The organism is Acinetobacter sp. AKBS16 (genome assembly GCF_002899995.1).
GTDB classification, from domain to species: Bacteria; Pseudomonadota; Gammaproteobacteria; order Pseudomonadales; family Moraxellaceae; genus Acinetobacter; species Acinetobacter baumannii.
Window position 1 is genome coordinate 1,660 of sequence record NZ_POYH01000095.1, and the last position, 23,955, is coordinate 25,614.

Below are 23,955 nucleotides of genomic sequence, written 5' to 3' on the forward strand. Positions count from 1 at the left end.
ACCATGCGTGCCCTACGCCGCGGACATCAGGAAACAGAAGATCAATTCCCGAGAGATGTTGTAGAAATCTTGCAATATTTCAAAGCACCTCAAGTGGGCCAGAAGATTATTGCGACACCTGGACAAAATACTCATGTACCTGTCTGGTTGTTAGGTTCAAGCTTATTTAGTGCCCAGTTGGCTGCAAAACTTGGTTTACCCTACTCATTTGCATCACATTTTGCACCACGTATGCTTGGTCAAGCCATTGAACTTTATCGTGAGAATTTCGAGCCTTCTGAATATCTAGATAAACCTTACGTTTCAATGGGTGTTCCAGTTGTCGTTGCAAGCACAGATGAAGAGGCACAGTTCTTGGCAACAAGTGCTTATCAACGTGTATTAGGATTAATTCGTGGGGAAAGCCTCAAACTTAAGCCACCAGTTACATCTATGCAGGGATTATGGAACACGGCAGAACAACTTTCTGTTGAAAACTTCTATACGATGGCACAAATCGGTTCAGTTGAAACAGTACGTTCGGGTCTGCAAAAACTTCTGGACACTTATGAAGTCGATGAGTTTATTTTTACTTGTGATGTATACGACACAGCTAAACGCTTAGATAGTTTCACCCAATTAATGCAAGTAAAATCAGGTAATTAATATATACGCGACATCTCATGTTTGAATCTATATCAAGCATGAGATAACCACCTATCTGAAAATACTTTACCCAGACTCCTTGCTTGGTTATTTATATTAAAACGATAAAAATCATCATAAATGAAAACCAAAAGGACTTTTGGAAAATGAGTATTGACCTTAAAAATAATGTCGCTAAATCAGCTATTTTTCAAAATACAGTTGAGGATTTTGAGGCCTTCACTGGTCAAATTCTGCCATCAAATAAACTTAAAGAATTTGATTTTTCTCATTTAAATGTAGCCATTATTGGAACGGATCAGGAGACCGTAACGCATTTAGAAAAAATCTGCCAACAGGCAAAATTTGTAACGGTATTTCAAATTACGCCTCACTTTATTTTACCTCACAGTCAAATCGGTATACATCGATTAATTATCCATCCACTTATTGCCAAGAACCGGAGGTTATTTAACAATCGTGTTAAAAGCCTCTTAGCTTTACGTTTTCTTGAAACCCAAGTAAATGAAACATGGCTTAAACGACTTTTGACGCCCAATACCGCACGGGCAAATAAAACATTTTTTAAATCGGATAGCTACTATACGGCACTGCAAAGAGCAAATTGCAAACTACAAACTTGGCCGATTGTAAAAGTTACCGATACAGCCATTTATAGTATGGATGGTACTCAACGACCTGTTGATATCATTATTAGAACCACACCTTAAAAATAAAAAAGCATGGTTGATAGACCATGCTTTTTTCACTCATTTCAAATCATATCGAGTTAAATACCCCTGCTCATCATAATGTAAGATGATGCGCTGAGACTTTTGTAATTCTGATAATGATTCGGTACTGACCATAAATTGTGAGGCCAGCAACTCAACAGAGCTATTCGGAGCTTTGCTGCGGCGATCATCTCCATGAAATCTAAGCCAGTTATAACTTGCCCATAAAATTAAAATGAGCGCGCTCAGACCTATTAACAGAAGTAAATGCAATAAAGTTTTCACTTCTGAAACATGATCTACCCACACATAGTCATAGATGAGGTGCCCTTCAAAAATCCATAAGAATAATGAAACGAGTGGAAAAAGCAGCCACATTAAACAAAACCAACCTATTGTTTGTAAGGTATAGTTTGCAGTTTTATTTTTCACATATTCAGGCTGATCAATATATTCAGGTATATCTAAAACTTCTACGTCGATATTTGTATCATTTTTCATGAGTGATCTCCACGGAAGCCTCGATCAGGGCTTACCCAACGAGCACGTTTTTTGGTGTTAAATATAGTTTTGGGTACTGCAACAACACTGGTAAATAACGTCAGTAACCAGAAAAATAATGGATACCAAATTACCCAAAAATAATTTCTAAAAAGCCGACCACGATCATAACGATGATCTATCCATAAACTTACTAGAAATTGAACAAGACATGTTCCACCTAATATCACGCCATACCACTGCGGCATAAGTGAATTAATTTGAAATTGTTGCGGTAAAACCACAAACAATCCCACAAAAAATAGAATAAAAATCATAATCATCACATATGACCAAATAATGCTGACTAAAGCTTCGAGCATTACTGGCCACATACGGCGCAAGCGGAGTTTGAACATTTTCGGAATATATTCTAATAATACCTCTACCCCACCTTGTGCCCAGCGTAAACGCTGTTTCCAAAGGCCTTTAAAGGTTTCCGGCATATAGATATAACAAAGTGCTTGAGGAATATATTGAATGTCCCAATGGTCCATTTGGAGCTTCCAAGAGATATCAATATCTTCCGTAATTTTGTCATCAGACCAAAAGCCCACGCGAACCAAAGCAGTCTTTCTAAATGCTGCAATTACACCTGATACTGTAAAAATACGGCCATATGTTCTTTGTGCGCGCTTAATCAAGCCAATAATTGAAGAGAACTCGCCAACTTGTAATTTACCTAAAATACTTGAGCGATTTAAAATTCTAGGATTACCAGTTACAGCACCAATTCTTGGAAAATTTAAAAAAGGCTGCATAAGCCAAAGTACTGCATGAGGATGTAATAAAGCGTCTCCGTCAATACACACTAGATATTCGTATTTACTTACTAACACTCCCGATCTTAAAGCTACGGCCTTACCTTGGTTTTCTGCCAGGTGCACAACTCTTAATCGGGCATCTTGAGCTGCCAGTTCATCAAGAATTTCTGCAGTGCTGTCACTACTTCCGTCATTTACGGCAATGACTTCAAAATTCGGATATTTTGTTTGTAATGCATAACGAATCGTTTGTCGGACCTGAGCTTCTTCATTAAAGCAAGGAATAATAATACTGCACCCTTCACTTGATGGCTCAGGCAGTTGCTGCTCATGATATTCCCTTTTAAAGAAAAACCAGAGACCTCCTACCATCCATGTCCAAGCCATCAACAACGGATATAAAAAGGCAAAAGCAAATAAAATATCGAGTAATACTTTCATTACTTTTTCCCCTCAGTCGCAAGACCTGCAAAGGGCTGATACATGACCGAACTCGAATTTAAACTAATCGGGTTATATAAATATTCATGAACATTTTTTGAGTTTTCATTGGTATAGCCATCAATACCAAATTTCTGAATACCTATGCGCTGAATATTGAAAAGACCTTGTTTCACTTCTTGCCAGGCATTTTGCTGACTATTTTCGGGTAATGATAAAGTCAGCATAATGCGCTGTTTATATTTCGCATCAAGCGTATTTAAAATTGCTAATACGTGATTAAACTGTTTTTGCTTACCCACTATATTGAACTTAAGATTTACTAAATCATGTTGGGATAACAGCGTTTTTAAAAGCGTTGGTAAATTTTCAATATGTTCAAAATCAGGTGTAAGCAATAAACTAAACTGAGCCTGATTACTCATGTTTAAATAAGGCTTCACAGCCTTTTGAGTAAGCTGGCTCACATATGTAAGCTGTTTTAATTGGTCAGCACAGGCATTTTCTTTTATTGTTGTGCTTTGCATAGCACAATTTAAAGTGGTTCCAGCATTAAGTTGAATACCACTTAAATTACTATTGAAACGTGCGATATCCTTCGCTAAATCTGCCACCAAAAACGGTTTATTTTTTTGAGGATATACAGGCAACTCTAAAATAACCGACTGTCCGGCACGAGTTTGTGCCTGCCATAAAGTTCGGTTCAAAATATCTTGCTGGACGCTTAGTTGATTTGTTGGGAAATAAGCAATGTCATACTGCCCATCGCCATCTTGATCATCTAAAGGTTTCAATATCAATGTGTTATTTTTTAAGCTATAAAGCTTGGATAACAATAACCCTAGTTTCTCATCTGACTGAGTATTAGTTGAAGCAGCTAACTGTTTTAAGTCCATACTCACAAAGTGGCGAGGTTGCTTAAATAAATCTAATTCTTCAAAGTTGAGAATATTGATCATACCCTCTGTTAATTGCTCAGCTGTAGGATTATTAGTGACCAAACTACGTTTAAAAGTCGAGTCACTCACCCTATTCATTCCATCACGTCCTAAACTGAAAGAAAAAATAAAGCCTGCTTCTTGAGACAATTTTTCTAATTGCTCATTCACAGCGCCATAAGGCCAAATAATTGCCTTAGGTTCAACACCCACTTCTTTCTTTAAAACGGCGTATGATTTTTTTAAGTCCTGCAAAATACGTTGTTGATATTCTGCATCCGTTTCATAACGCTTTTGTGATTTTAAATACGCGTAAGAAGTCGCAGCAGGCTGTTCATTCCCTTGAGGATTAGCCAATACTCCATGATGCAAATCATCACTATGACTTGCAAACTCGGCTAAGCCCGAAGCTTGCATTTCTCGCACTTGCTTCCAATTGACTAGATTTCCTTGCCCATAAGCTTCATAGCCAGCTTGTGTATTCCCATTTAGCCAACTGGTCGGAAGTGCAAATACTGCTGGAATCTGATATTGCTTAAGTAATGGAAATACACGGCTATAACTACTTAAAGCGCCATCATCAAAAGTTAACAAGATAGAGTTATGAGGTAATTCCTTACCTTGTTTACGCGCTTCTTCAATATCTTTTAAGCGAATGGGCTTCCAGTCAGATTGACTTAACCAGTCAAAGAACTGTGCTAAATTTTTCGTTTGGATTGCATAAATATCCCGATCACCTTCTTTTAAGACATCATCTCTCACATCATGAAAGGTTAAAGAAACCGTATGATTTTTTGGTAAATCTTTTTCTATCTGGGCATATGCAAATTGCAGAGGCAACAATGTTGAGACCAAGGCACAGCCCAACATTTTCGACAATAAATTATTCATTAAAAACGCCCTTCAAATCCAAAAATACCGTAGGTATGTTGTTCATCATGACCATCGTAAGGATGGTATTGCCAACCAATTCCATAATTGAGCTGCCATGTCCGTGATAGCTGCCATTGATGTTGATATTGCAAAGAGTAAGTGGGTTTAGCAGAGTAATCGGCCTGTTTATAAAGGCCTACACCCGCTTCAAAATGCTGTTTAAATGAACGCTCATATTCACGCCAAGTCACCCAGTCATGACTTAAGTTCAACTCGGCACTGTAATGCGAACTTGGGCTAAAATAAGCTGTTTGATCTTGGCTATTACTGCCGTAAAAACCACGGACAGTGCCATACGTAATATGATGAGGTGCGTCGAATAGTCTTTCACGCCAAAATGTTGAAAATTCCTGTTGTTTGTTACCATCACTAATATCAGTTAAACCGTAACTCGCGCCAATCTGGCGAGATTCATCTTTTTGCCATGTAACAGCAGCTCGGTAAGATTGACCATCCTCCCCTGCATCAAGGGCTTGTAAAGGAATGTCAGCCTGACTGTTATATTGCAATTGATACTGCCAATGGTCATTTAGCCATTGGGACCAATCAAGAAGGACTCCTGCTTGTCCACCATCCGTACTTTGCGACACAATTGCCGACAATGCCTTACGGTTCGCCTGCCATTCTGCTCCGACCCCATAACGTTGGTCATGCACATCGCCAAAACGGTACTCCCCATAACGATCTTGATGCCAAGCGAATAAACGATAATTATCCTTAATCCAAGGGCTATTAAGACGCGTTTCCATTTCACGGTCTTTTAAACCATTCTGCCCACTTACAGTATCGCGACCGTCGGCCTTACTTTGGCCCCAAGTGGTTGAGTGTGAAATTGTGGCTCTATTACGATCTTCTAATTCTTTTCGACTTTTAATAACCCCACTATCATCAGGGTAATATTGCACTAAGTTTTGAGTCGTTTTTCGCCATGTCGGAATATCACCTAAAGCTTGAGCATTTTGCATTTCATTAATGCGGGTGTCTTTAGCAATCGGATCTATACCATTTAACCGGGAAATTGTTTTTTTTGCCTCTAGCGGTTTTTCTCTCCAACGTTCTACACGCGCAAGATTATTAATCAGGCTCTCATTTGCAGGCGCCTGCTCTACTTTTTTTTGAAAATGCTTTTCAGCTTGATCCAGATGATTAGCGTAGGCTAAATGCATTCCTTGTAAAGCAATATAATCATCACGATCAGGATGACTGGTTTTATCTACACCCTTAGCCTGACTATATTTATAAGTTGGAATAAGCCGATCAACTTCAGCGAGAAGTTGTTCAGCTTCCTTATATTTTTCTTGTTCAATATAAGAATAATACAGTCCCGTATAAACGGTCATATCCGGATAATTCTTTTCGGTTAAAAGCGTTTTATAAGCAAACTCGGCCTTTTTCGGTTTTTGCTCCGCCAAATAACTATCTGCAATTGCATGACGTACATATGCCGGTAATTTTTCGAGTGGAATATTCAACTGGGTGAAATTCTCTATAACTGCTTTTGAACGCCCTCTAAAATCTAATCCATATAAATAATCGTAATAAAACCGTAAGTAATTAGGATCGGAAGGATTCATTTGCTGATGCATTTTTTGTCCTTGCTCCAGCACTTTATCTAATTCAGCAAAGCTTTCGGAATCGGCTAGTCCTTCACGATTTAAATATTTATATCGAGCAATTGCATTGTTGATATGTTGAGAAAACTCACTAACTTGTAAAGTCTGCAGCATTTGCACTGTTTTTTCAGTTTTTTCGCTCGCTTGCAGCAATTGCTGTGCCTTCTTATATGAGCCAATAGCAATTAGATCGTAAACATATTCTTGTAAAACGGATGAGGATTTTGGTTGTTGTTGATAAGCATGCTCAACTGTAGCTAAAGCATCTACTGGTAAATTTATTAAACGATAAGCATATGCAACCCGTACCAACTGATCAGCAGTTAAACCTTTAATATCGATCTTCGACAACTGATCTTTAGCATTCGCCACATCTTGAGCTTCAGCATACAAAACCGATAATAAAATACGCCCATCAACTGACTTTTGAATATTGAACTTATTTGACCAGTCAATTGCAGTTTTAAAATGCTTAAAATCACGGAAATTTTGAATTAAAGGTAACTTTGCATATTCTGGAAAGTCTACATAATTAATATTTACCAAAAACCGTGAAAAATTCGTAAGATCCCTTTTTTCACTTGACATAATAAACAGATAATCAGCAAGCAGCTTTTGATCATGCGGGTATTTATTTAGCAATTGATCTAGTTGAGATACAGCTTGTTGAGTTTGTCCTGCTCTATAATTTTGAATAGCTTGCTCACGCAATACATCAACCTGAGCAGCGTATAAATGAATTGGCAAGAGATAGACCAATGAAAAAACACATTTCTTTAGCATTTTGAGAATCGAATAGTCCCATATCGAGATGGGAAAGTATAGTTAAAAATGTGACACACATCACAATAATCAAATAACTAGCAACTTTAATCACAAATGATAAATATGGAGAAAAAAAGTATTTGTTTTTTTAAAAGCCACCTAAAAACAAACATTTATAAAAATATAGATTATTCTTTTATATACATTTCTTTTCAAAATTATTATTTTTGAATATATTTAATTTGCACAAAACACACTTAACATTAACCAATCAAAAACATTTTTATATAAATGGTTTTATATTTAAAACTTTATTTTTAATTTGTTTTATATTTAAAACCATTCAATTTAATCATATTAATAAAGTTTAAATTGAATGGTTAAAATAAATAATTGACTTAATTAACCAATACGGCGTTTTAAACCTGTCATTTGTAAAATACGAGTAGAAATTTCTTCAATCGACATTTCAGTAACGTTTAAGTATTTAATTCCCTCAGAAATATAAATACCTTCAATAGCTCGCAACTCCATCTGACACTGGCTAAAACTTGCGTATCGGCTATTCGCTTTACGTTCACTTCGAATCGCAACCAAGCGCTCGGCATCAATCATCAAACCAAATAATTTACTGCGGTGCTCTCTTAAGACTGCCGGTAAACGATTATCGTCTAAATCTTCTTCGGTTAAAGGATAGTTAGCAACACGGATACCAAATTGCAAAGATAGATAAATAGAAGTCGGTGTTTTCCCGGAACGAGACACGCCAATTAAAATTAAATCGGCTTTGTCATAATGGCGGGTACGTGCTCCATCATCATTATCAAGCGCAAAATGAACAGCATCAATCCGGGCCTTGTAATACTCCGAATCGGTCACGGCATGAGTCTGTCCGACTAAAGTTGTAGGCGGGGTTCCAAGCTCCTGTTCCAGCTTACTAATTAACCCTTCAAACACATCCAGATTAACCGCTTTAGCCGTATTAATAATTTCTCGCACATGCGGATCGACCAAAGTATCAAATACTAATGGCAGGCAACCATCTCTGGTCTGACACTTGTTAATCTCGACCACCACTGCCATTGCGGCCTCTTCAGTGGTGATATAAGGCATGATGTGAATATCAAAATCTACGTTAGGAAATTGGGCTAATAACGAATGTCCAAGGGTCTCGGCAGTAATCGCAGTTCCATCAGAAATAAAAAAAACACTCCGCTTAAATTGTTTACTTTCTGACATTAAAATTCTCCTTAAACATTTGTCTTAGTGCTATATAATCTTTATAGTAAACTGATCTTACATGACTGTCGCTTAGTAAAATTCTCAACTAAGCACTTTATTTTTTAATTTCATGCCAAGATAGACATTAATACTGCAAAAGTGGAGTGAAAACTTTGGAAGCGCGCGTAATCGGTCTAGAAAAATTAGGGAAACACGATGTCGAACTCGTAGGTGGGAAAAACTCATCTTTGGGTGAAATGATCAGCCATTTATCAAATGCTGGTGTATCGGTACCTGGTGGTTTTGCAACAACTGCTGATGCCTATCGTGAGTTCTTAGACCAAAGCGGTCTTAACGCTCGAATTCAAGCAGAACTTGCAGAGCTTAACGTTGACGATGTAAATGCCTTAGCAGAAACTGGCGCTAAAATTCGTCAATGGATTGTAGAGACTCCACTTACACCTGGCTTAGAACAAGAAATTCGTGAAGCATTTGCTGCACTTTCAAATGGTAACCCAGATATTGCTGTTGCTGTTCGTTCGTCTGCTACTGCAGAAGACTTACCGGATGCATCGTTCGCCGGTCAGCAAGAAACTTTCTTGAATATTCGCGGTATTGATAACGTATTAATTGCTGTAAAAGAAGTATTTGCATCATTATTTAATGACCGTGCTATTGCATATCGCGTTCACCAAGGTTTTGAACACAGTCTAGTTGCGCTTTCTGCTGGTGTTCAACGTATGGTTCGCTCTGAAACTGGCGCTGCAGGCGTAATGTTTACCCTTGATACTGAGTCTGGCTTCCGTGATGTTGTATTTATTACTGCATCTTACGGTTTAGGTGAAATGGTTGTACAAGGTGCCGTTAACCCGGATGAATTCTATCTTTCTAAACCATTATTAAATGCAGGTAAACACGCGGTATTACGCCGTAACCTTGGTTCTAAGCACCAGAAAATGATTTATGGTGAAGAAGGTTCAGCGGGTAAATCTGTTGTAGTTGTAGACGTTGAAAAACAAGAACGTCAACAATTCGCGTTAAATGATCACGAGTTACAAGAGTTAGCGAAACAAGCGCTTATTATCGAAAAGCACTATGGCGCTCCAATGGATATCGAGTGGGCAAAAGATGGTGATGATGGTCAAATCTATATTGTTCAAGCTCGTCCTGAAACTGTAAAGAGCCGTCAAAATGTCGGCACCATGGAACGCTACCTACTCAAGCAAAAAGGTACTGTACTTTGTGAAGGCCGTTCAATCGGTCAACGTATTGGTTCTGGTAAAGTCCGTATTGTTAACTCAATTAAAGAAATGGACAAAGTACAAGACGGTGACGTACTTGTATCAGACATGACTGACCCAGATTGGGAACCAGTAATGAAACGTGCTGCTGCCATCATTACTAACCGTGGTGGCCGTACTTGTCACGCTGCAATTATTGCCCGTGAACTTGGCGTACCAGCAATCGTAGGTTGTGGTAACGCAACTGAAGTATTGACTGATGGTCAAGAAGTTACTGTTTCTTGTGCTGAAGGCGACACTGGTTTCATCTACGAAGGCGCGTTAGATTTTGAAGTTCAACGTAACTCTATCGAATCTATGCCTAAACTTTCATTCAAAATCATGATGAACGTAGGTAACCCTGACCGTGCCTTTGACTTTGCTCAAATTCCAAACGAAGGTATTGGACTTGCTCGTCTAGAGTTCATTATTAACCGTATGATCGGTGTTCACCCTAAAGCTCTTCTGAACATTGAAAGCTTGCCTCGCGAAACTCGTGCTGCGGTAATGACCCGTACAGCTGGTTATGCATCACCTGTAGAATTCTATGTTGAAAAACTAGTTGAAGGTATTGCTACACTTGCAGCAGCATTTGCTGATAAACCAGTTATTGTTCGTATGTCTGACTTTAAGTCAAATGAATATGCGAATCTTATTGGCGGTAAGTTATACGAGCCAGAAGAAGAAAACCCAATGCTTGGCTTCCGTGGCGCAAGCCGTTATGTTTCGGACAATTTCCGTGACTGTTTCGAACTTGAATGCCGCGCACTTAAAAAAGTTCGTGATGAAATGGGTTTAACTAACATCCAAATCATGATCCCATTCGTACGTACAGTGTCTGAAGCGAAACGCGTTATTGAGTTATTAGCTCAAAATGGCTTGAAGCGTGGTGAGAATGGCTTAAAAGTCATCATGATGTGTGAATTACCAACTAATGCATTGTTAGCTGAACAATTCCTTGAACACTTCGATGGCTTCTCTATCGGTTCTAACGACTTAACTCAGTTAACACTTGGTCTTGACCGTGACTCTGGTATTGTTTCTCACTTGTTCGATGAGCGTGATGCTGCTGTAAAAGCTCTCCTTTCAATGGCAATTCATGCTTGTCGTAAAGCGGGTAAATATGTCGGTATCTGTGGTCAAGGACCATCAGACCACCCTGACCTTGCAAAATGGTTAATGGAGCAAGGCATTGAATCAGTATCTCTTAACCCTGACTCGGTTTTAGACACATGGTTCTTCCTTGCTGAAGAAAAAATCAAGCAAATCTAATTTGTTATAAAAAAAGACCCATCCGTGGGTCTTTTTTCATCTTTAGAATAGAGAATTTTTACTTATGCAAATTTACTTGGCACGTAATAATCAACAAGCTGGGCCTTATACCTTAGAACAACTAAATCAAATGTTGGCAAGTCAACAAGTTTTGCTTACTGATTTAGCTTGGCATGAAGGCATGACAGAATGGAAAGCTTTAGGAGAATTAACCCAAGGTAAACTTGTATATCAACCTACTGGTTATTCTGCTTTTTCAGCAAATACAAATACGCCTTATAATGAGACCATTCAGCACATTCGTGTAGAAACTAAAACACACGAGCTTGCTTCAATTTCGTCTCGTGCTCTTGCAAAAATTATTGACTTATTACTTTGGCTACCTATTGCAGCTATTCCGTCTTTTTTCTTTAATGAAGCTCAATATAAACAACTTTTTGAGTTACAAAAACAGATGCAATCTGCAGAAGTTGCATCAACTAAAGCAGCTGAACTTCAACAGCAGCTTTTTACCCTTATTCCTATAGAAGCTTGGCATACAATGCTACTTTATGTCGTCATAATGCTCGCTATTCAAGCATTTTTATTGACTAAGTTTGGGCAAAGTATTGGTAAAAAAATTGTCGGAATTAGAATTGTCGATGCCGAAACCAATGGTAAAGTTAATTTAACGCGTATCTTCCTTCTAAGAAGTGTCGTTTTCATTATATTAAACTTACTATTTATGCCTATTAGTACAATTATTGACTATGCTTTTGCATTAGGACAAAAGCGACAAGCTCTACATGACAAAATTGCAAGAACAAAAGTGATCAAATGATAGTAAATGACTCATTCATTTAATGTCTAAAAAAAAGGAGGCACCTCGCCTCCTTTTTTCCATAGAGAGTTGATATTTAAATAAAAGCTCTGTTGAAATTAGATACCCTACAAAAAAAATCGGGTTTTAAAACAATTATTTCAGACGACTTTATGTGTAGCTTAGTTTGTCGATATGAGGCATAATGCCCTACAACGTAGCGGTGTCACATCATTGAGAAGTCTAATTTTTAAGACTAGCGTTCTCAATCATGCGACACTTTAATCGCTATCCCATATTTAATTAGGGAATGGGACTCTTCACCGAGGTTGTAAAATGAGACAAACGATTTTAGCTGTATTGTCTTTATCAACGCTTGCCGCACTTTTGACTGGGTGTGGTGGTGATATGGTACTTCTAAACTCTAAAGGTCCAGTTGGTCAAGGTCAAAGTGACCTTATGATGACTGCGATCTATTTAATGTTACTTGTGGTGATTCCTTCAATCATCATGGCATTATGGTTTGGTTGGAAATATCGTGCGTCAAATAAAGATGCAGACTATAAACCTACATGGGCACACTCAACTGCAATTGAAGTTGTAGTATGGGGTATTCCTGTCATTATTATTGGTATTTTAGCTTGGTTAACTTGGTGGGGTTCCCACAAGTATGACCCATACCGTCCTTTAGAATCAGATAAAGCACCTTTAACTATTCAGGTTATTGCTGAACAGTTCAAGTGGATTTTTATTTATCCTGAACAAAACATTGCGACTGTTAACGAAGTACGTTTCCCAGAGAAAACTCCGTTAAGTTTCAAAATCACTTCTAACTTCACGATGAACTCATTCTTCATTCCACAGTTAGGCGGTCAGATTTATGCAATGGCAGGTATGCAAACTCACCTTCATTTGTTAGCAAATGAAACTGGTGTATATCGTGGTTTCTCTTCTAACTACTCAGGCTATGGTTTCTCTCAAATGCGTTTCAAAGCGCATAGCGTTACAGAGCAACAATTCAACGAATGGGTAGCGGCTGTTAAAGCAGGTAATGGTACAACTATTAACCCAGAAGCAGTTCAAAAAACTACGCTTGACCAAGCTGAATTGGCAACCTTACGTGATGGCGATCGTTCTAAGCACCAAATCGAGCATTTAGTAAATCGTGCTAAAGCTGCTGGTGATCAAGAAGCGCTTGCTAAAGCAGAAGCGATGAAACCGTTCCCGACTAAGCCACACCCTGTGACTTATTACTCTTCAGTTGAACCAAAATTGTTTGAAACAATTATCAACCACTATATGAGTAACTATCATGGTGCTGACCACTCTGCTGCACATACAACAGCAGAAACTCATGTTGCAGCTGAACACGCTGCTCAAGGGGAATAAGACATGGATATGATTTTTGGTAAATTGGGTTGGGACTCTATCCCGACAGAGCCAATCGTACTTGTCACCATGGTCTTTATGGCACTTGGTGCAATTGCTGTGCTTGGCGGTATCACCTATTTCAAAAAATGGGGATATTTGTGGAAAGAATGGTTTACAACTGTAGACCATAAAAAGATTGGTATCATGTATATCATCGTATCTGTCGTCATGCTTTTGCGTGGTTTCGCCGATGCGATCATGATGCGTTTACAACTTTTCCTCGCTAAAGGCGGTGGTGAAGGTTATTTACATCCTGACCATTACGACCAGATCTTCACCGCACACGGTGTAATCATGATCTTCTTCGTAGCAATGGGTCTAGTTGTAGGTATGATGAACATCTCTGTACCTTTACAGATCGGTGCTCGTGACGTTGCTTTCCCATTATTAAACTCTTTAAGCTTCTGGTTATTCGCTGGTGCTGCTGGTTTAATGATGCTTTCACTTGTATTAGGTGAATTTGCTGCGACTGGTTGGATGGCTTACCCTCCTCTGTCTGGTATTCAATATTCTCCTGGTGTAGGTGTTGACTACTATATCTGGGCACTTCAGGTTTCTGGTCTAGGTACGCTTTTATCTGGTGTTAACTTCTTCGTTACCATCATCAAAATGCGTGCGCCTGGCATGAAATTGATGGATATGCCTATTTTCACGTGGACTTCACTTTGTACGGCTGTATTAATCATTGCATCTTTCCCTGTATTAACAGGTACTCTTGCGATGCTTACATTAGACCGTTACTTCGGTTTCCATTTCTTCACAAATGAGCTTGGCGGTAGCCCAATGCTTTATGTGAACTTGATCTGGACATGGGGTCACCCTGAAGTATATATCTTGGTATTACCAGCATTTGGTTTATACTCAGAAATCGTTGCAACCTTCTCTCGTAAAGCGTTGTTCGGTTACAAGTCTATGGTATATGCGACAATTGCAATTACTGTATTAGCATTTGTTGTATGGCTTCACCACTTCTTCACCATGGGTGCTGGTGCGAACGTTAACGCGTTCTTCGGTATCATGACCATGGTTATTGCGATTCCTACTGGTGTGAAAATCTTCTCTTGGTTATTCACCATGTATAAAGGTCGCATCACCTTTACTACTCCAATGTTATGGACGCTTGGCTTCCTTGTAACATTCGGTATCGGTGGTTTAACTGGTGTACTTATGGCTGTTCCACCTGCGGACTTCCTTGTACACAACTCATTATTCTTGATCGCTCACTTCCATAACGTAATTATCGGTGGTGTGGTGTTTGGTATGTTTGCCGGCATCATTTACTACTGGCCAAAAATGTTTGGTTGGAAGCTCAATGAAGCATGGGGTAAAGCTGCATTCTGGTTCTGGTTCTTCGGTTTCTATTTTGCATTCATGCCACTTTATATCCTTGGTTTCATGGGTATGACTCGTCGTTTGAATACATATGACAACCCTGAATGGGACCCATACCTTGCGATTGCATTATTCGGTGCTGTTCTTGTTGCGATTGGTATTGCATGTTTCTTAATGCAAATCATCGTTGGTTTCTTACAACGTCACCAAAACATGGACTACACAGGCGATCCATGGGATGCTCGTACACTTGAATGGGCTACTTCTTCCCCTGCTCCATTCTATAACTTTGCTCATGAACCAGATGCAAGCGGTATTGACCGTTTCTGGACTGACAAAGAAAACGGTGTAGCATACGCACGTAATACTAAATATGAAGACATCCACATGCCGACTGACCGTGCTGCTGGTTTTGTCATTGCAATGTTCATTACTCTTCTTGGCTTTGCACTCATCTGGCATATTTGGTGGCTCGTTGTTGTTTCATTCGTTGCAGCTGTTGTTAGCTTGATCGTAAGCTCATTCACTAAGAATGTTGATTACTATGTTCCAGCTGCAGAAGTTGAGCGTATTGAAAACGAACGCTATGCTTTACTTGAAAAACACTTGAAGAAGGACTAAGGAAATGGCTGAAGTACTTCATCACGACAACCACGGCCATGATGGTCATCATGAACATGATGATACTGATTTAACGGTCTTTGGTTTCTGGACATACTTGATGAGTGACTTGATTCTTTTCGGATCACTCTTCATTGCGTTCGCTGTATTAAGCAGTCATGTTCCACCAGGAACTCCAAGTGCATATGACCTGTTCCATGAATCATTAGGCTACGTGTTAACTGAAACATTTGCCTTATTGATTTCATCGGTGACTTTCGGTTTTGCGGTACTTGCATCTTATAAAAAGAATGTAAATCAAGTGATCACTTGGTTATTTATTACATTCCTTTTTGGTGCAACCTTCATCGGGATGGAACTCTATGAATTCCATCACCTTGTAGAAGAAGGTCATGGTCCAACTCACAGTGCTTTCTTATCATCGTTCTTTACTTTGGTAGGTACGCACGGTATCCACGTAACTTCTGGTTTAGTGTGGATGTTGGTATTGATGTATCAAATCAAAACTAAAGGTTTGACTTTACCGAATACACGTCGTCTTGCTTGCTTAAGCTTGTTCTGGCACTTCCTTGACATCGTTTGGATCTGTGTATTCAGCGTCGTTTACTTACTGGGAGTTCTCTAATGAGTAGTCATGAGCATAATGCTGCTGGTGCGTCACACGGTAACTTTAAGCAGTACACTGTTGGCTTTATTCTTTCTGTCATCCTTACCATCATCCCATTCGGGATGGTGATGGCAGGTGGTTTCAGCCGCGGTCTTTTGGTTACAGTGATTGCAATCACTGCCGTTGCTCAGGTTCTTGTACAACTTGTGTACTTCTTACACATGAATACATCATCTGAACAACGTTGGAATATGATTGCATTTATCTACACAATCCTATGTATCGCTGTACTTTTAATCGGTTCTGTGTGGATTATGAATTACCTTCACTACAATATGATGATCTAAACTGATTGTCATGTTGAAAAAGTATTTATTCCTGACTAAACCAGGAATTCTCTTCGGTAATTTCATTACCACCTTGGGCGGCTTCTTCTTAGCCGCCCAAGGCTCTATAGACATCTTATTATTATTGCTCACTCTCATTGGAACAACATTAGTTGTTGCTTCAGGTTGTGTGGTTAATAATGTTATAGATCAAGATATTGATACAAAGATGCAGCGCACTCAAAACCGTGCACTCGTTAAAAAAACCATCTCTCCTACTGTTGCGCTTGTATATGCTTTCGTACTCGGAGTAATGGGTTTTAGCATTTTGTGGTTTGGTGTAAATGGCTACGCATTTTTGTTTGCAATGATTGGTTTTATTGTCTATGTCGGTTTTTATAGTTTGTGGACTAAACGTACCTCAATCCATCAAACCGTCATTGGTAGTATCTCCGGAGCGAGCCCTCCTGTTATTGGTTATACAGCAGTAACTCATCAATTTGATGTGGCAGCCTTGCTTTTGTTTTTAGCATACGCTTTATGGCAAATGCCTCACTCTTGGGCAATTGCAATTTATCGTTTTGATGATTACAAAAATGCGGGAATTCCTATCTTGCCTGTAGCACGTTCCATTTATCGCACGAAAATTGAATGTGTAATCTATATCCTGTTGTTTGCAGCTGTTTTGAATGGGTTATATTGTTTTGGCTATACCAATGTATTTTTCTTGATTACCTTTAATGCTTTGACCGCATACTGGTTTTATTTATCAATTATTGGATTTAAAGCCGAAAACGACCAACTTTGGGCTAAACGCTTTTTCCTTTACTCAGTAATCTTAATTACTTTGCTAAGTTTAAGTTTTAGCTTTACCTATCAATCCCCTGCTCCAAATCTTCCTCTCTTTTAATTAAGGGAGGATTTCCTCCTCTCTCAAATAACTTTTATATTTCTCATCAAAAGATTTGTTTTTAGTCTAATTTTTACCTATAATTCAGCCTTCGCATTTTTTGCGACGTAGCTATTTATATTTTTAGCTATGACTCCTTGCTTCTAATTTTATTAGGGGCTGTTTAAACCGTAAGGAGCTGACAATGCGTCATTACGAAATCGTACTTTTGGTACACCCAGACCAAAGCGATCAAGTTGTAGGTATGGTTGAACGCTATATCTCTCAGATCAAAGAAGCTGATGGTCAAATTCACCGTTTAGAAGATTGGGGCCGTCGTCAATTGGCTTACCCAATTAACAAAATTCACAAAGCGCACTACATTCTTATGAATGTTGAATGTGGTCAATCTACGCTTGATGAGTTAGAAGAATTATTCCGTTATAACGACGCGATCATTCGTAACCTTATCATCCGTCGTGAACACGCAATCACTGAAGAGTCATTGCTTGCTAAGAGTGCTGAAGAAAAGCGTGCGCGTAAAGCTCAACGTGAAGAAGCACAGCAAGTTGCTCAAGAAGCTGAATAAGGAGAACATCAATGGCACGTTTTTACCGTCGTCGCAAGTTCTGCCGCTTTACAGCTGAGAATGTTGCGTACATCGACTACAAAGATATCGATACTTTAAAACAGTACATCACTGAAAACGGCAAGATTGTTCCTAGCCGTATCACTGGTACTAAAGCTCGTTATCAACGTCAATTAGCGCTTGCTATCAAACAAGCTCGCTACTTGTCTTTGATTCCGTACACTGACAACCATAAGTGAGGTGATCTGTGGACGTTATCTTATTACAACGCATTAAGAACCTTGGTAAATTAGGCGATAAAGTATCAGTTAAAGCTGGTTACGGCCGTAACTTCCTTATCCCTCAAGGTAAAGCAGTTGCAGCTACTGAAGCTAACACTGCTGCTTTCGAAGCTCGTCGTGCTGAACTTGAGAAGCAAGAAGCTGAAGTATTAGCTGCTGCTCAAGCACGTGCTGAACAATTGAACGAAGTTAACATCGTTATCACTGCTAAAGCTGGTGACGAAGGTAAACTCTTCGGTTCTATCGGTACTCGTGACATCGCTGACGCGTTAACGAATGCTGGTCTTACAGTTGACCGTGCAGAAGTTCGTTTACCAAACGGTGCGCTTCGTCACACTGGTGAATTCAACATCGCAATTCAATTGCACCATGATGTTGTTGCAGAAGTTCTCGTTACTATCGTATCTGAGTAATTTCTCATCAAAAAAAGAGCATGCTTACGCATGCTCTTTTTTTATCTCTTAAATTTAAGCAATAAAATTAGATATATTAATTCCTGATCAGTTCTTCAGTTTAATTGGTTTTTTAATTAGGTAGTTTATTTAGTTTTGTTTTAAGATAGTTCTCGGCTTAAAACCCTTTTTGTGTACACATTTTATCATCAGGTCTAATTATGTCTCAGGCGAATGCCACTTCTTTAACCCTTTCATCTCCAACAGAAAATAAGACGAGTGAATCAGGCCAACTTAAAGAGTTTCGCACTCCCCCACACAATTTAGCCATTGAGCAAGCTGTACTTGCTGCGCTGATGACCGTTGCTGAATCTTTTGAACAAGTCAGTGACTTACTCAAAGAAAATGATTTTTATGCCACTCGTCATAAATATATTTATCGTGCAATTGAAAAATTAGCACAGGAAAACTCACCGTATGATGCGGTTTTGGTCAACGACTGGCTTTTAAAACAAAACTTACTCGATGCGATTGGCGGTGAAGAATATTTGATGCAGCTTATGGCTGACTCACCTTCGAGTTTCTATAATCTTGAAACTTATGCGACTAAAATTAAAGAATTTTCTACACTACGCAGTATGATTAAGGTAAGTACTGAAATTTTACAAAATGCTTATGACACAAAAGGTCGAGGTGTAAGTGAAATTTTAGATTTAGCCGAAACAAGTATTTTCTCTTTAGCAGAACAACATAACAACAATAAAAAAGATTCTGGTCCTAAAGCAATTAGTTCTGTAACTGCCGATGTAATTAGTAAACTTGATGAACTTTCAAAATTAGACGGAAATATTACTGGTTTAACGACTGGCTTCTTAGAGCTCGATAATAAAACTTCTGGTATGCAACCGGGTGATTTGATTATTGTCGCAGCACGTCCGTCTATGGGTAAAACTACTTTTGCCATGAATTTGGTTGAAAGTGTTTTGCAATACAATAAACTCCCAGCTCTCGTCTTCTCTATGGAGATGCCAGCAGACTCTATTGCGATGCGTCTCATTTCAGCTATGGGTAAAGTGCATCAAGGGCATTTACGTTCAGGTAATTTGGATGCTGATGAATGGACTAAAGTAACGGGTACCATTCTGCAACTTCAACAAATGCATTTGTATATTGATGATTCCTCTGCCCTACCACCTACTGAAGTTCGTGCCCGAGCTAGACGTATCGCAAAAATGCATGATGGTAAAATCGGCTGTATCATGGTCGACTATTTACAGTTGATGAAAGTTCCGGGCATGGGTGACAACCGTGTTGGTGAGATCTCGGAAATTTCACGTAGCTTAAAAGCTTTAGCTAAAGAAATGAACTGTCCTGTGATTGCACTATCTCAGCTTAACCGAAGTCTGGAAAACCGACCGAATAAACGCCCAGTAATGTCTGACTTACGTGAATCTGGTGCGATTGAACAGGATGCCGACTTAATCATGTTTATTTACCGTGATGAAGTCTATAACAAAGAATCGAAAGAAGCAGGCACCGCAGAAATTATCATCGGTAAACAGCGTAATGGTCCAATTGGTACCGTTCGCCTTGCCTTTGAAGGCCAATATACTCGTTTTAGTAATCTCTCTCCTGAGTATTACAGCCAATATGATGATGAAGAATAAACTCTATCTCTAGCCCAAAGGAGTAAATGAGGGTGCGTCAAGCAACAGTTTATATTGATCGCCAAGCGCTTCAATATAATTTAAACCGTGTCAAACAACTCGCAGCAAATTCAAAAATCGTAAGCATGGTAAAGGCCAATGCATACGGACATGGAGTCAAAGACTGTTTAGCAGCCTTAAATGCCTCAGATGCCTTTGGTGTAGCCTGCCTACAAGAAGGATTAGAAATCCGTGAACTTGGTTTCGAGCAACCAGTTACTTTAATTGAAGGGGTATTTTCTGAAGATGAAATGCCCGTCGCAATTGAACAAAAATTTGAATGCGTCATTCACCATCAACAACAGTTTGAATGGTTAATTAAACACAAACAAGCATATATTGCCCAAGGCTTAAAAGTATGGGTTAAATTAAATAGCGGTATGAACCGTTTAGGTTTTAAAAACCCAGAAATTATTGAAGTGATTAAGACATTAAAGTCTGAAGGTTTTACATGTGTACTTGCTATGCATTTTGCAAATGCAGATGTAGACCACCCTTTAAATGAACAACAAAAACAGCAATTTTTGCATATTAAAGAAACTTGCGATCCAATTTTAGCATCATGCTGTAATTCAGCTGCCATCTTTAAATGGCCAGAACTAAATTTTGACTATGTACGTCCTGGTATTATGCTCTACGGCGCTTCACCTTTTGCAGATAAAACAGTGCATGATCTTGATTTGAAACCTGTCATGACTTTTACTGCAGAAATAATAGCGTTAAACCATATTGAAGCTGGTGAACACGTAGGTTATGGCTCTACTTTTTGTGCTCAACAGGCTATGGATATCGCCATTGTCTCTATTGGCTATGGTGATGGTTATCCAAGAGCTTATATTAAGCAAAATTTTGTCGCTATTGATGGCAAACTTTGCCCAGTTGTGGGCCGTGTAAGTATGGATATGATTGCGATTGATGTCACAAATACTCAAGTAAAACTTGGCACCCAAGTTGAACTTTGGGGAAATTACCGTTTAGTTGATGATGTGGCTGAAGCAAATGGCACAATCGGCTATGAATTACTTTGCCGTCTAAGTTCTCGCCCAGTCCGTCAGGGTACTTAAAGTTCACTAAATAAAAAATCCAAGCACTGCTTGGATTTTTTTTGAATAAATTTTAGCGCCAATAATCATCTGTAGGTTTTGGCATTTCCTGTAAACCACGGCGTAACGTATCTGACCATTGACGACTAATTTGTGAAAAATATGGATCATCTTCAGTAATTCGCTTACCCATAGGGATCACAAAACTATCTTTACTATAAACCAATGCATCTAACGGCAAACCAACAGAGACATTAGAACGCAATGTAGAATCAAATGAAATTAAACTACAACGAAGAGCATCATCTAATGGCATCGCATAATATAAAGCTCGATCTAAAATAGGTTTGCCATATTTACTTTCGCCAATTTGAAAGTAAGGCGTATCTGTGGTGGCACAAATAAAATTGCCTTGCGGATAAACATTATAAAGCTGCATATCTCCGCCTTTGATTTGCCCACCCACTAAAATACTACAGGCATAATTCATTTGTTCTTGGGTATCTGAACTGATATCTTCTAAAACGCTTTTCAAGGTTTTACCGACTAGATCAGCCACCTCAAACATAGTATTAATGCTATATAAATTAGGCTCTTGTTGCAAAATAAGTGCATTTTGCAAATGCCCGATAACCGCTTGTGTAGTTGCTAAATTGCCTGCTGTTTGCAAGGCAATAAACCGCTCTCCCGTTACTCCAAAAGTATGCAGTTTACGGAACACAGAAATATGATCGACCCCGGCATTAGTTCGAGTGTCACTTATAAACACCAAACCCTGTTCCAATCTCAGCGCACAACAATAGGTCATTTCGTTCTCTTTACATTCAACAAGCCAGCACTTGAACCACAGACATCATATTTTCAGTACCACCTTTTTCTCGCACTCCCCTAATGGGCGCAACATCGAGATAGTCCCGACCAACAGCAAGATAAATATGATGCTTTGGTGTAAACAATTGATTGCTCACATCAAAACAATACCACTGATTATCTAAAAATACCTCCGCCCAAGCGTGACTGGCAAGGTGTGGAGAATTTTGATCAAATAGATAACCAGAGACATAACGTGCTGGTAATTGTAACGCACGGCACATAGCGATTAAAACATGTGCATGATCTTGACACACCCCCTGACCTGCCTGAAAGGCTTGCGTAGCCGTTGTATGAACAGATGTACTATCCGGTTGATATGGCATCTTTTGCAGAATATTTTCACTGAGCAAAGCAATATGTTGTCGATCTTTGACAGTTACAATTCTCTGGGCAAAATCCAACATTTCAGCATCATATTTAGTGGCCTCTGTACTTTGGAGAAATAGATTTATTGGTATAGATACATCTACTCCTCCTATTTCTGTATTTAGAAGCTCTACAATACCTTGTGCCATAAAAGTAAGGTGCTGATACTCATAACGCTGGCTAGCCGTTATCCAAATATTATTAAAAATATCTCTTTTGAGCGTCTTGTCACCAGGCACGCTGATTGCCCAATTCATAACATGTTGATGCAGCGATGTTTGAGGCATCATCTTGATATACTGAATACTGTTTTTAGCAGTTTCAGTATAGTTATAATGCGTTTGATGATTAACCATCAATTTCATAATTATGCCTCGAACATATATTCCAACTGCTGGGTAAAATTATAATAAGCTTCCCAATTTGGATGATCTTTTAATAATTGCCATGGTTGAGTTAATTTATTCCACCCTAAGTCATTCAGCTGTTGAAGTAATTGTTCTAACTCCTGCAAGAGCTGTGTAAGGTCTTGCTGAAAACGTAGTTGTATATCAAATAATTCTATCTTTTGTCCTAAATGCAGAAATAACGCTATATCTTCATGTTCAGTATCAAGTATTTGATTACATTTCGCTAAAGCCTGCTTTAATGAATCAGGATGAGCTTGGACTCCCTTAATCGCATGATTTAATTCTGCATAGGCATTTGAAGATAATATTCCTCTTAACTCTTGGATATTATCTTTAGCAATAGCGAACTGATTCAGTAATGAATATGTTTGTTTCGTATCCAACATATAGCAATTCAGTAATTCTGCTTGATCAATGACTAGCCCAAATGCTGCTGCAAATTGGGCTGCTTTAGCATCATCTGTAAATGGTAAATGTGATACAGCAAATTGAATTCGCATTAAATAACGACCCAACCAATAAATGTGGTGCGCACTCGAATTGAGTAAAACCATAAATTTCCTCTTTAACCAACCATTAAGAATGTAGCGTTTCAACGACCCATGTATCTTTAATACCTCCTCCTTGTGAGGAGTTAACGACTAAAGAACCTGCCTGCATGGCTACTCGTGTTAAACCTCCGGGCACAATTTCGGTCCGATAAGGAGAACTGAGTACAAACGGGCGTAGGTCGATGTGGCGCTCAGCCACCCCTGCTGTAGTTAAAGTCGGTGCAACCGATAAAGCCAATGTTGGCTGGGCAATATATTCATGCGGCGTAGCAATCAGTTTTTGTCTAAATTCATCAATTTCACATGAGCTTGCTTTAGGACCAATTAACATGCCATATCCACCCGATCCTTGAGCTTCTTTAATGACCAATTGATCTAAATGAGCCAGTACATAGTCCAGATGTTCTTTCTCACGGCACTGGTAAGTAGGTACATTCTTTAAAATGGGTGTTTCACCCAAATAATATTGGATCATCTGATCAACATATGGATAAATCGATTTATCGTCAGCTACTCCAGTGCCGGGTGCATTGGCAATCACTACATTTTTTTGTAAATAAGCAGACATTAAACCTGCCACACCTAAAGCACTATCAGGTCTAAATGCAAGTGGG

The 23,955-nt window shown here is 38.9% G+C and carries 23 protein-coding genes; 14 read left to right on the forward strand and 9 right to left on the reverse strand.

The window, feature by feature from the left end; translation table 11 throughout:
• Window positions 1-645, forward strand: a 645-nt coding sequence (locus C1642_RS17205; protein ID WP_146035349.1) for an MsnO8 family LLM class oxidoreductase, incomplete at its 5' end; no start/stop codon positions are given.
• 146 nt (window positions 646-791) lie between these two features.
• Window positions 792-1,355, forward strand: a complete 564-nt coding sequence (locus tag C1642_RS17210) for a flavoprotein (RefSeq protein WP_103236643.1) — start codon at window positions 792-794, stop codon at window positions 1,353-1,355.
• Between the two features lie 39 nt (window positions 1,356-1,394).
• Here C1642_RS17210 and pgaD read toward each other — a convergent pair whose 3' ends face one another.
• The 5 genes from pgaD to C1642_RS17235 all read right to left on the reverse strand — a co-directional run bounded on the left by pgaD (window position 1,395) and on the right by C1642_RS17235 (window position 8,591).
• Window positions 1,395-1,859 carry a poly-beta-1,6-N-acetyl-D-glucosamine biosynthesis protein PgaD gene (pgaD, locus tag C1642_RS17215; RefSeq protein WP_000786881.1) on the reverse strand — a complete coding sequence of 155 codons (465 nt, stop codon included), beginning with the start codon at window positions 1,857-1,859 and terminating at the stop codon, window positions 1,395-1,397.
• Window positions 1,856-3,103 carry a poly-beta-1,6-N-acetyl-D-glucosamine synthase gene (gene pgaC, locus C1642_RS17220; protein WP_103236644.1) on the reverse strand — a complete coding sequence of 416 codons (1,248 nt, stop codon included), beginning with the start codon at window positions 3,101-3,103 and terminating at the stop codon, window positions 1,856-1,858. Before pgaC ends, pgaD begins: the two co-directional genes overlap by 4 nt.
• Entirely contained in the window at window positions 3,103-4,932 is a 1,830-nt protein-coding gene (gene pgaB, locus C1642_RS17225) for a poly-beta-1,6-N-acetyl-D-glucosamine N-deacetylase PgaB (protein WP_103236645.1), read from the reverse strand. Before pgaB ends, pgaC begins: the two co-directional genes overlap by 1 nt.
• Window positions 4,932-7,370, reverse strand: coding sequence for a poly-beta-1,6 N-acetyl-D-glucosamine exporter porin PgaA (gene pgaA, locus C1642_RS17230; protein ID WP_103236646.1), 2,439 nt, complete (start codon window positions 7,368-7,370; stop codon window positions 4,932-4,934). The genes pgaB and pgaA overlap by 1 nt, the downstream gene beginning before the upstream one ends.
• Window positions 7,371-7,754: 384 nt before the next feature.
• On the reverse strand, window positions 7,755-8,591 hold the full coding sequence (locus C1642_RS17235) for a pyruvate, water dikinase regulatory protein (RefSeq protein WP_000004354.1): 837 nt from the start codon (window positions 8,589-8,591) through the stop codon (window positions 7,755-7,757).
• A gap of 146 nt (window positions 8,592-8,737) precedes the next feature.
• Here C1642_RS17235 and ppsA point away from each other — a divergent pair, with 146 nt between their 5' ends.
• The 12 genes from ppsA to alr all read left to right on the forward strand — a co-directional run bounded on the left by ppsA (window position 8,738) and on the right by alr (window position 21,162).
• Window positions 8,738-11,125: a phosphoenolpyruvate synthase gene (ppsA, locus tag C1642_RS17240; protein WP_000853480.1), complete on the forward strand. Its 2,388-nt coding sequence runs from the start codon at window positions 8,738-8,740 to the stop codon at window positions 11,123-11,125.
• A gap of 64 nt (window positions 11,126-11,189) precedes the next feature.
• The gene (locus C1642_RS17245; RefSeq protein WP_001167811.1) at window positions 11,190-11,945 is read left to right on the forward strand and encodes an RDD family protein; all 756 of its coding nucleotides are present in this window, start codon (window positions 11,190-11,192) and stop codon (window positions 11,943-11,945) included.
• A 315-nt stretch (window positions 11,946-12,260) separates the two neighbouring features.
• On the forward strand, window positions 12,261-13,313 hold the full coding sequence (cyoA, locus tag C1642_RS17250; protein ID WP_001250044.1) for a ubiquinol oxidase subunit II: 1,053 nt from the start codon (window positions 12,261-12,263) through the stop codon (window positions 13,311-13,313).
• Between the two features lie 3 nt (window positions 13,314-13,316).
• Window positions 13,317-15,308: a cytochrome o ubiquinol oxidase subunit I gene (cyoB, locus tag C1642_RS17255; RefSeq protein ID WP_000367186.1), complete on the forward strand. Its 1,992-nt coding sequence runs from the start codon at window positions 13,317-13,319 to the stop codon at window positions 15,306-15,308.
• A gap of 4 nt (window positions 15,309-15,312) precedes the next feature.
• Window positions 15,313-15,933, forward strand: a complete 621-nt coding sequence (gene cyoC, locus C1642_RS17260; RefSeq protein WP_000852577.1) for a cytochrome o ubiquinol oxidase subunit III — start codon at window positions 15,313-15,315, stop codon at window positions 15,931-15,933.
• Entirely contained in the window at window positions 15,933-16,262 is a 330-nt protein-coding gene (locus tag C1642_RS17265; RefSeq protein ID WP_000094534.1) for a cytochrome o ubiquinol oxidase subunit IV, read from the forward strand. Before cyoC ends, C1642_RS17265 begins: the two co-directional genes overlap by 1 nt.
• 10 nt (window positions 16,263-16,272) lie before the next feature.
• A complete protein-coding gene (gene cyoE, locus C1642_RS17270) occupies window positions 16,273-17,151 on the forward strand; it encodes a heme o synthase (RefSeq protein ID WP_000915319.1) in 879 nt (292 codons plus the stop codon).
• 184 nt (window positions 17,152-17,335) lie between these two features.
• The gene (gene rpsF, locus C1642_RS17275) at window positions 17,336-17,719 is read left to right on the forward strand and encodes a 30S ribosomal protein S6 (protein WP_001216679.1); all 384 of its coding nucleotides are present in this window, start codon (window positions 17,336-17,338) and stop codon (window positions 17,717-17,719) included.
• A gap of 11 nt (window positions 17,720-17,730) precedes the next feature.
• A complete protein-coding gene (gene rpsR, locus C1642_RS17280; protein WP_000090661.1) occupies window positions 17,731-17,958 on the forward strand; it encodes a 30S ribosomal protein S18 in 228 nt (75 codons plus the stop codon).
• Window positions 17,959-17,966: 8 nt separating this feature from the next.
• The gene (rplI, locus tag C1642_RS17285; RefSeq protein WP_000382591.1) at window positions 17,967-18,413 is read left to right on the forward strand and encodes a 50S ribosomal protein L9; all 447 of its coding nucleotides are present in this window, start codon (window positions 17,967-17,969) and stop codon (window positions 18,411-18,413) included.
• Window positions 18,414-18,613: 200 nt separating this feature from the next.
• Complete coding sequence (gene dnaB, locus C1642_RS17290) at window positions 18,614-20,059, forward strand: replicative DNA helicase (protein WP_000075891.1); 1,446 nt, start codon at window positions 18,614-18,616, stop codon at window positions 20,057-20,059.
• Between the two features lie 32 nt (window positions 20,060-20,091).
• On the forward strand, window positions 20,092-21,162 hold the full coding sequence (alr, locus tag C1642_RS17295) for an alanine racemase (RefSeq protein ID WP_058061988.1): 1,071 nt from the start codon (window positions 20,092-20,094) through the stop codon (window positions 21,160-21,162).
• A gap of 52 nt (window positions 21,163-21,214) precedes the next feature.
• On the opposite strand, the gene C1642_RS17300 is transcribed toward alr, so the two are convergent.
• The 4 genes from C1642_RS17300 to C1642_RS17315 form a co-directional block, all read right to left on the reverse strand.
• Window positions 21,215-21,949, reverse strand: a complete 735-nt coding sequence (locus C1642_RS17300; RefSeq protein ID WP_000220477.1) for a proteasome-type protease — start codon at window positions 21,947-21,949, stop codon at window positions 21,215-21,217.
• Between the two features lie 16 nt (window positions 21,950-21,965).
• Window positions 21,966-22,745 carry a transglutaminase family protein gene (locus C1642_RS17305; protein WP_000772592.1) on the reverse strand — a complete coding sequence of 260 codons (780 nt, stop codon included), beginning with the start codon at window positions 22,743-22,745 and terminating at the stop codon, window positions 21,966-21,968.
• A 2-nt stretch (window positions 22,746-22,747) separates the two neighbouring features.
• The gene (locus tag C1642_RS17310) at window positions 22,748-23,344 is read right to left on the reverse strand and encodes an alpha-E domain-containing protein (protein ID WP_000243520.1); all 597 of its coding nucleotides are present in this window, start codon (window positions 23,342-23,344) and stop codon (window positions 22,748-22,750) included.
• Window positions 23,345-23,366: 22 nt separating this feature from the next.
• A partial coding sequence (locus C1642_RS17315) for a circularly permuted type 2 ATP-grasp protein (RefSeq protein WP_171304721.1) occupies window positions 23,367-23,955 on the reverse strand: 589 nt, incomplete at its 5' end.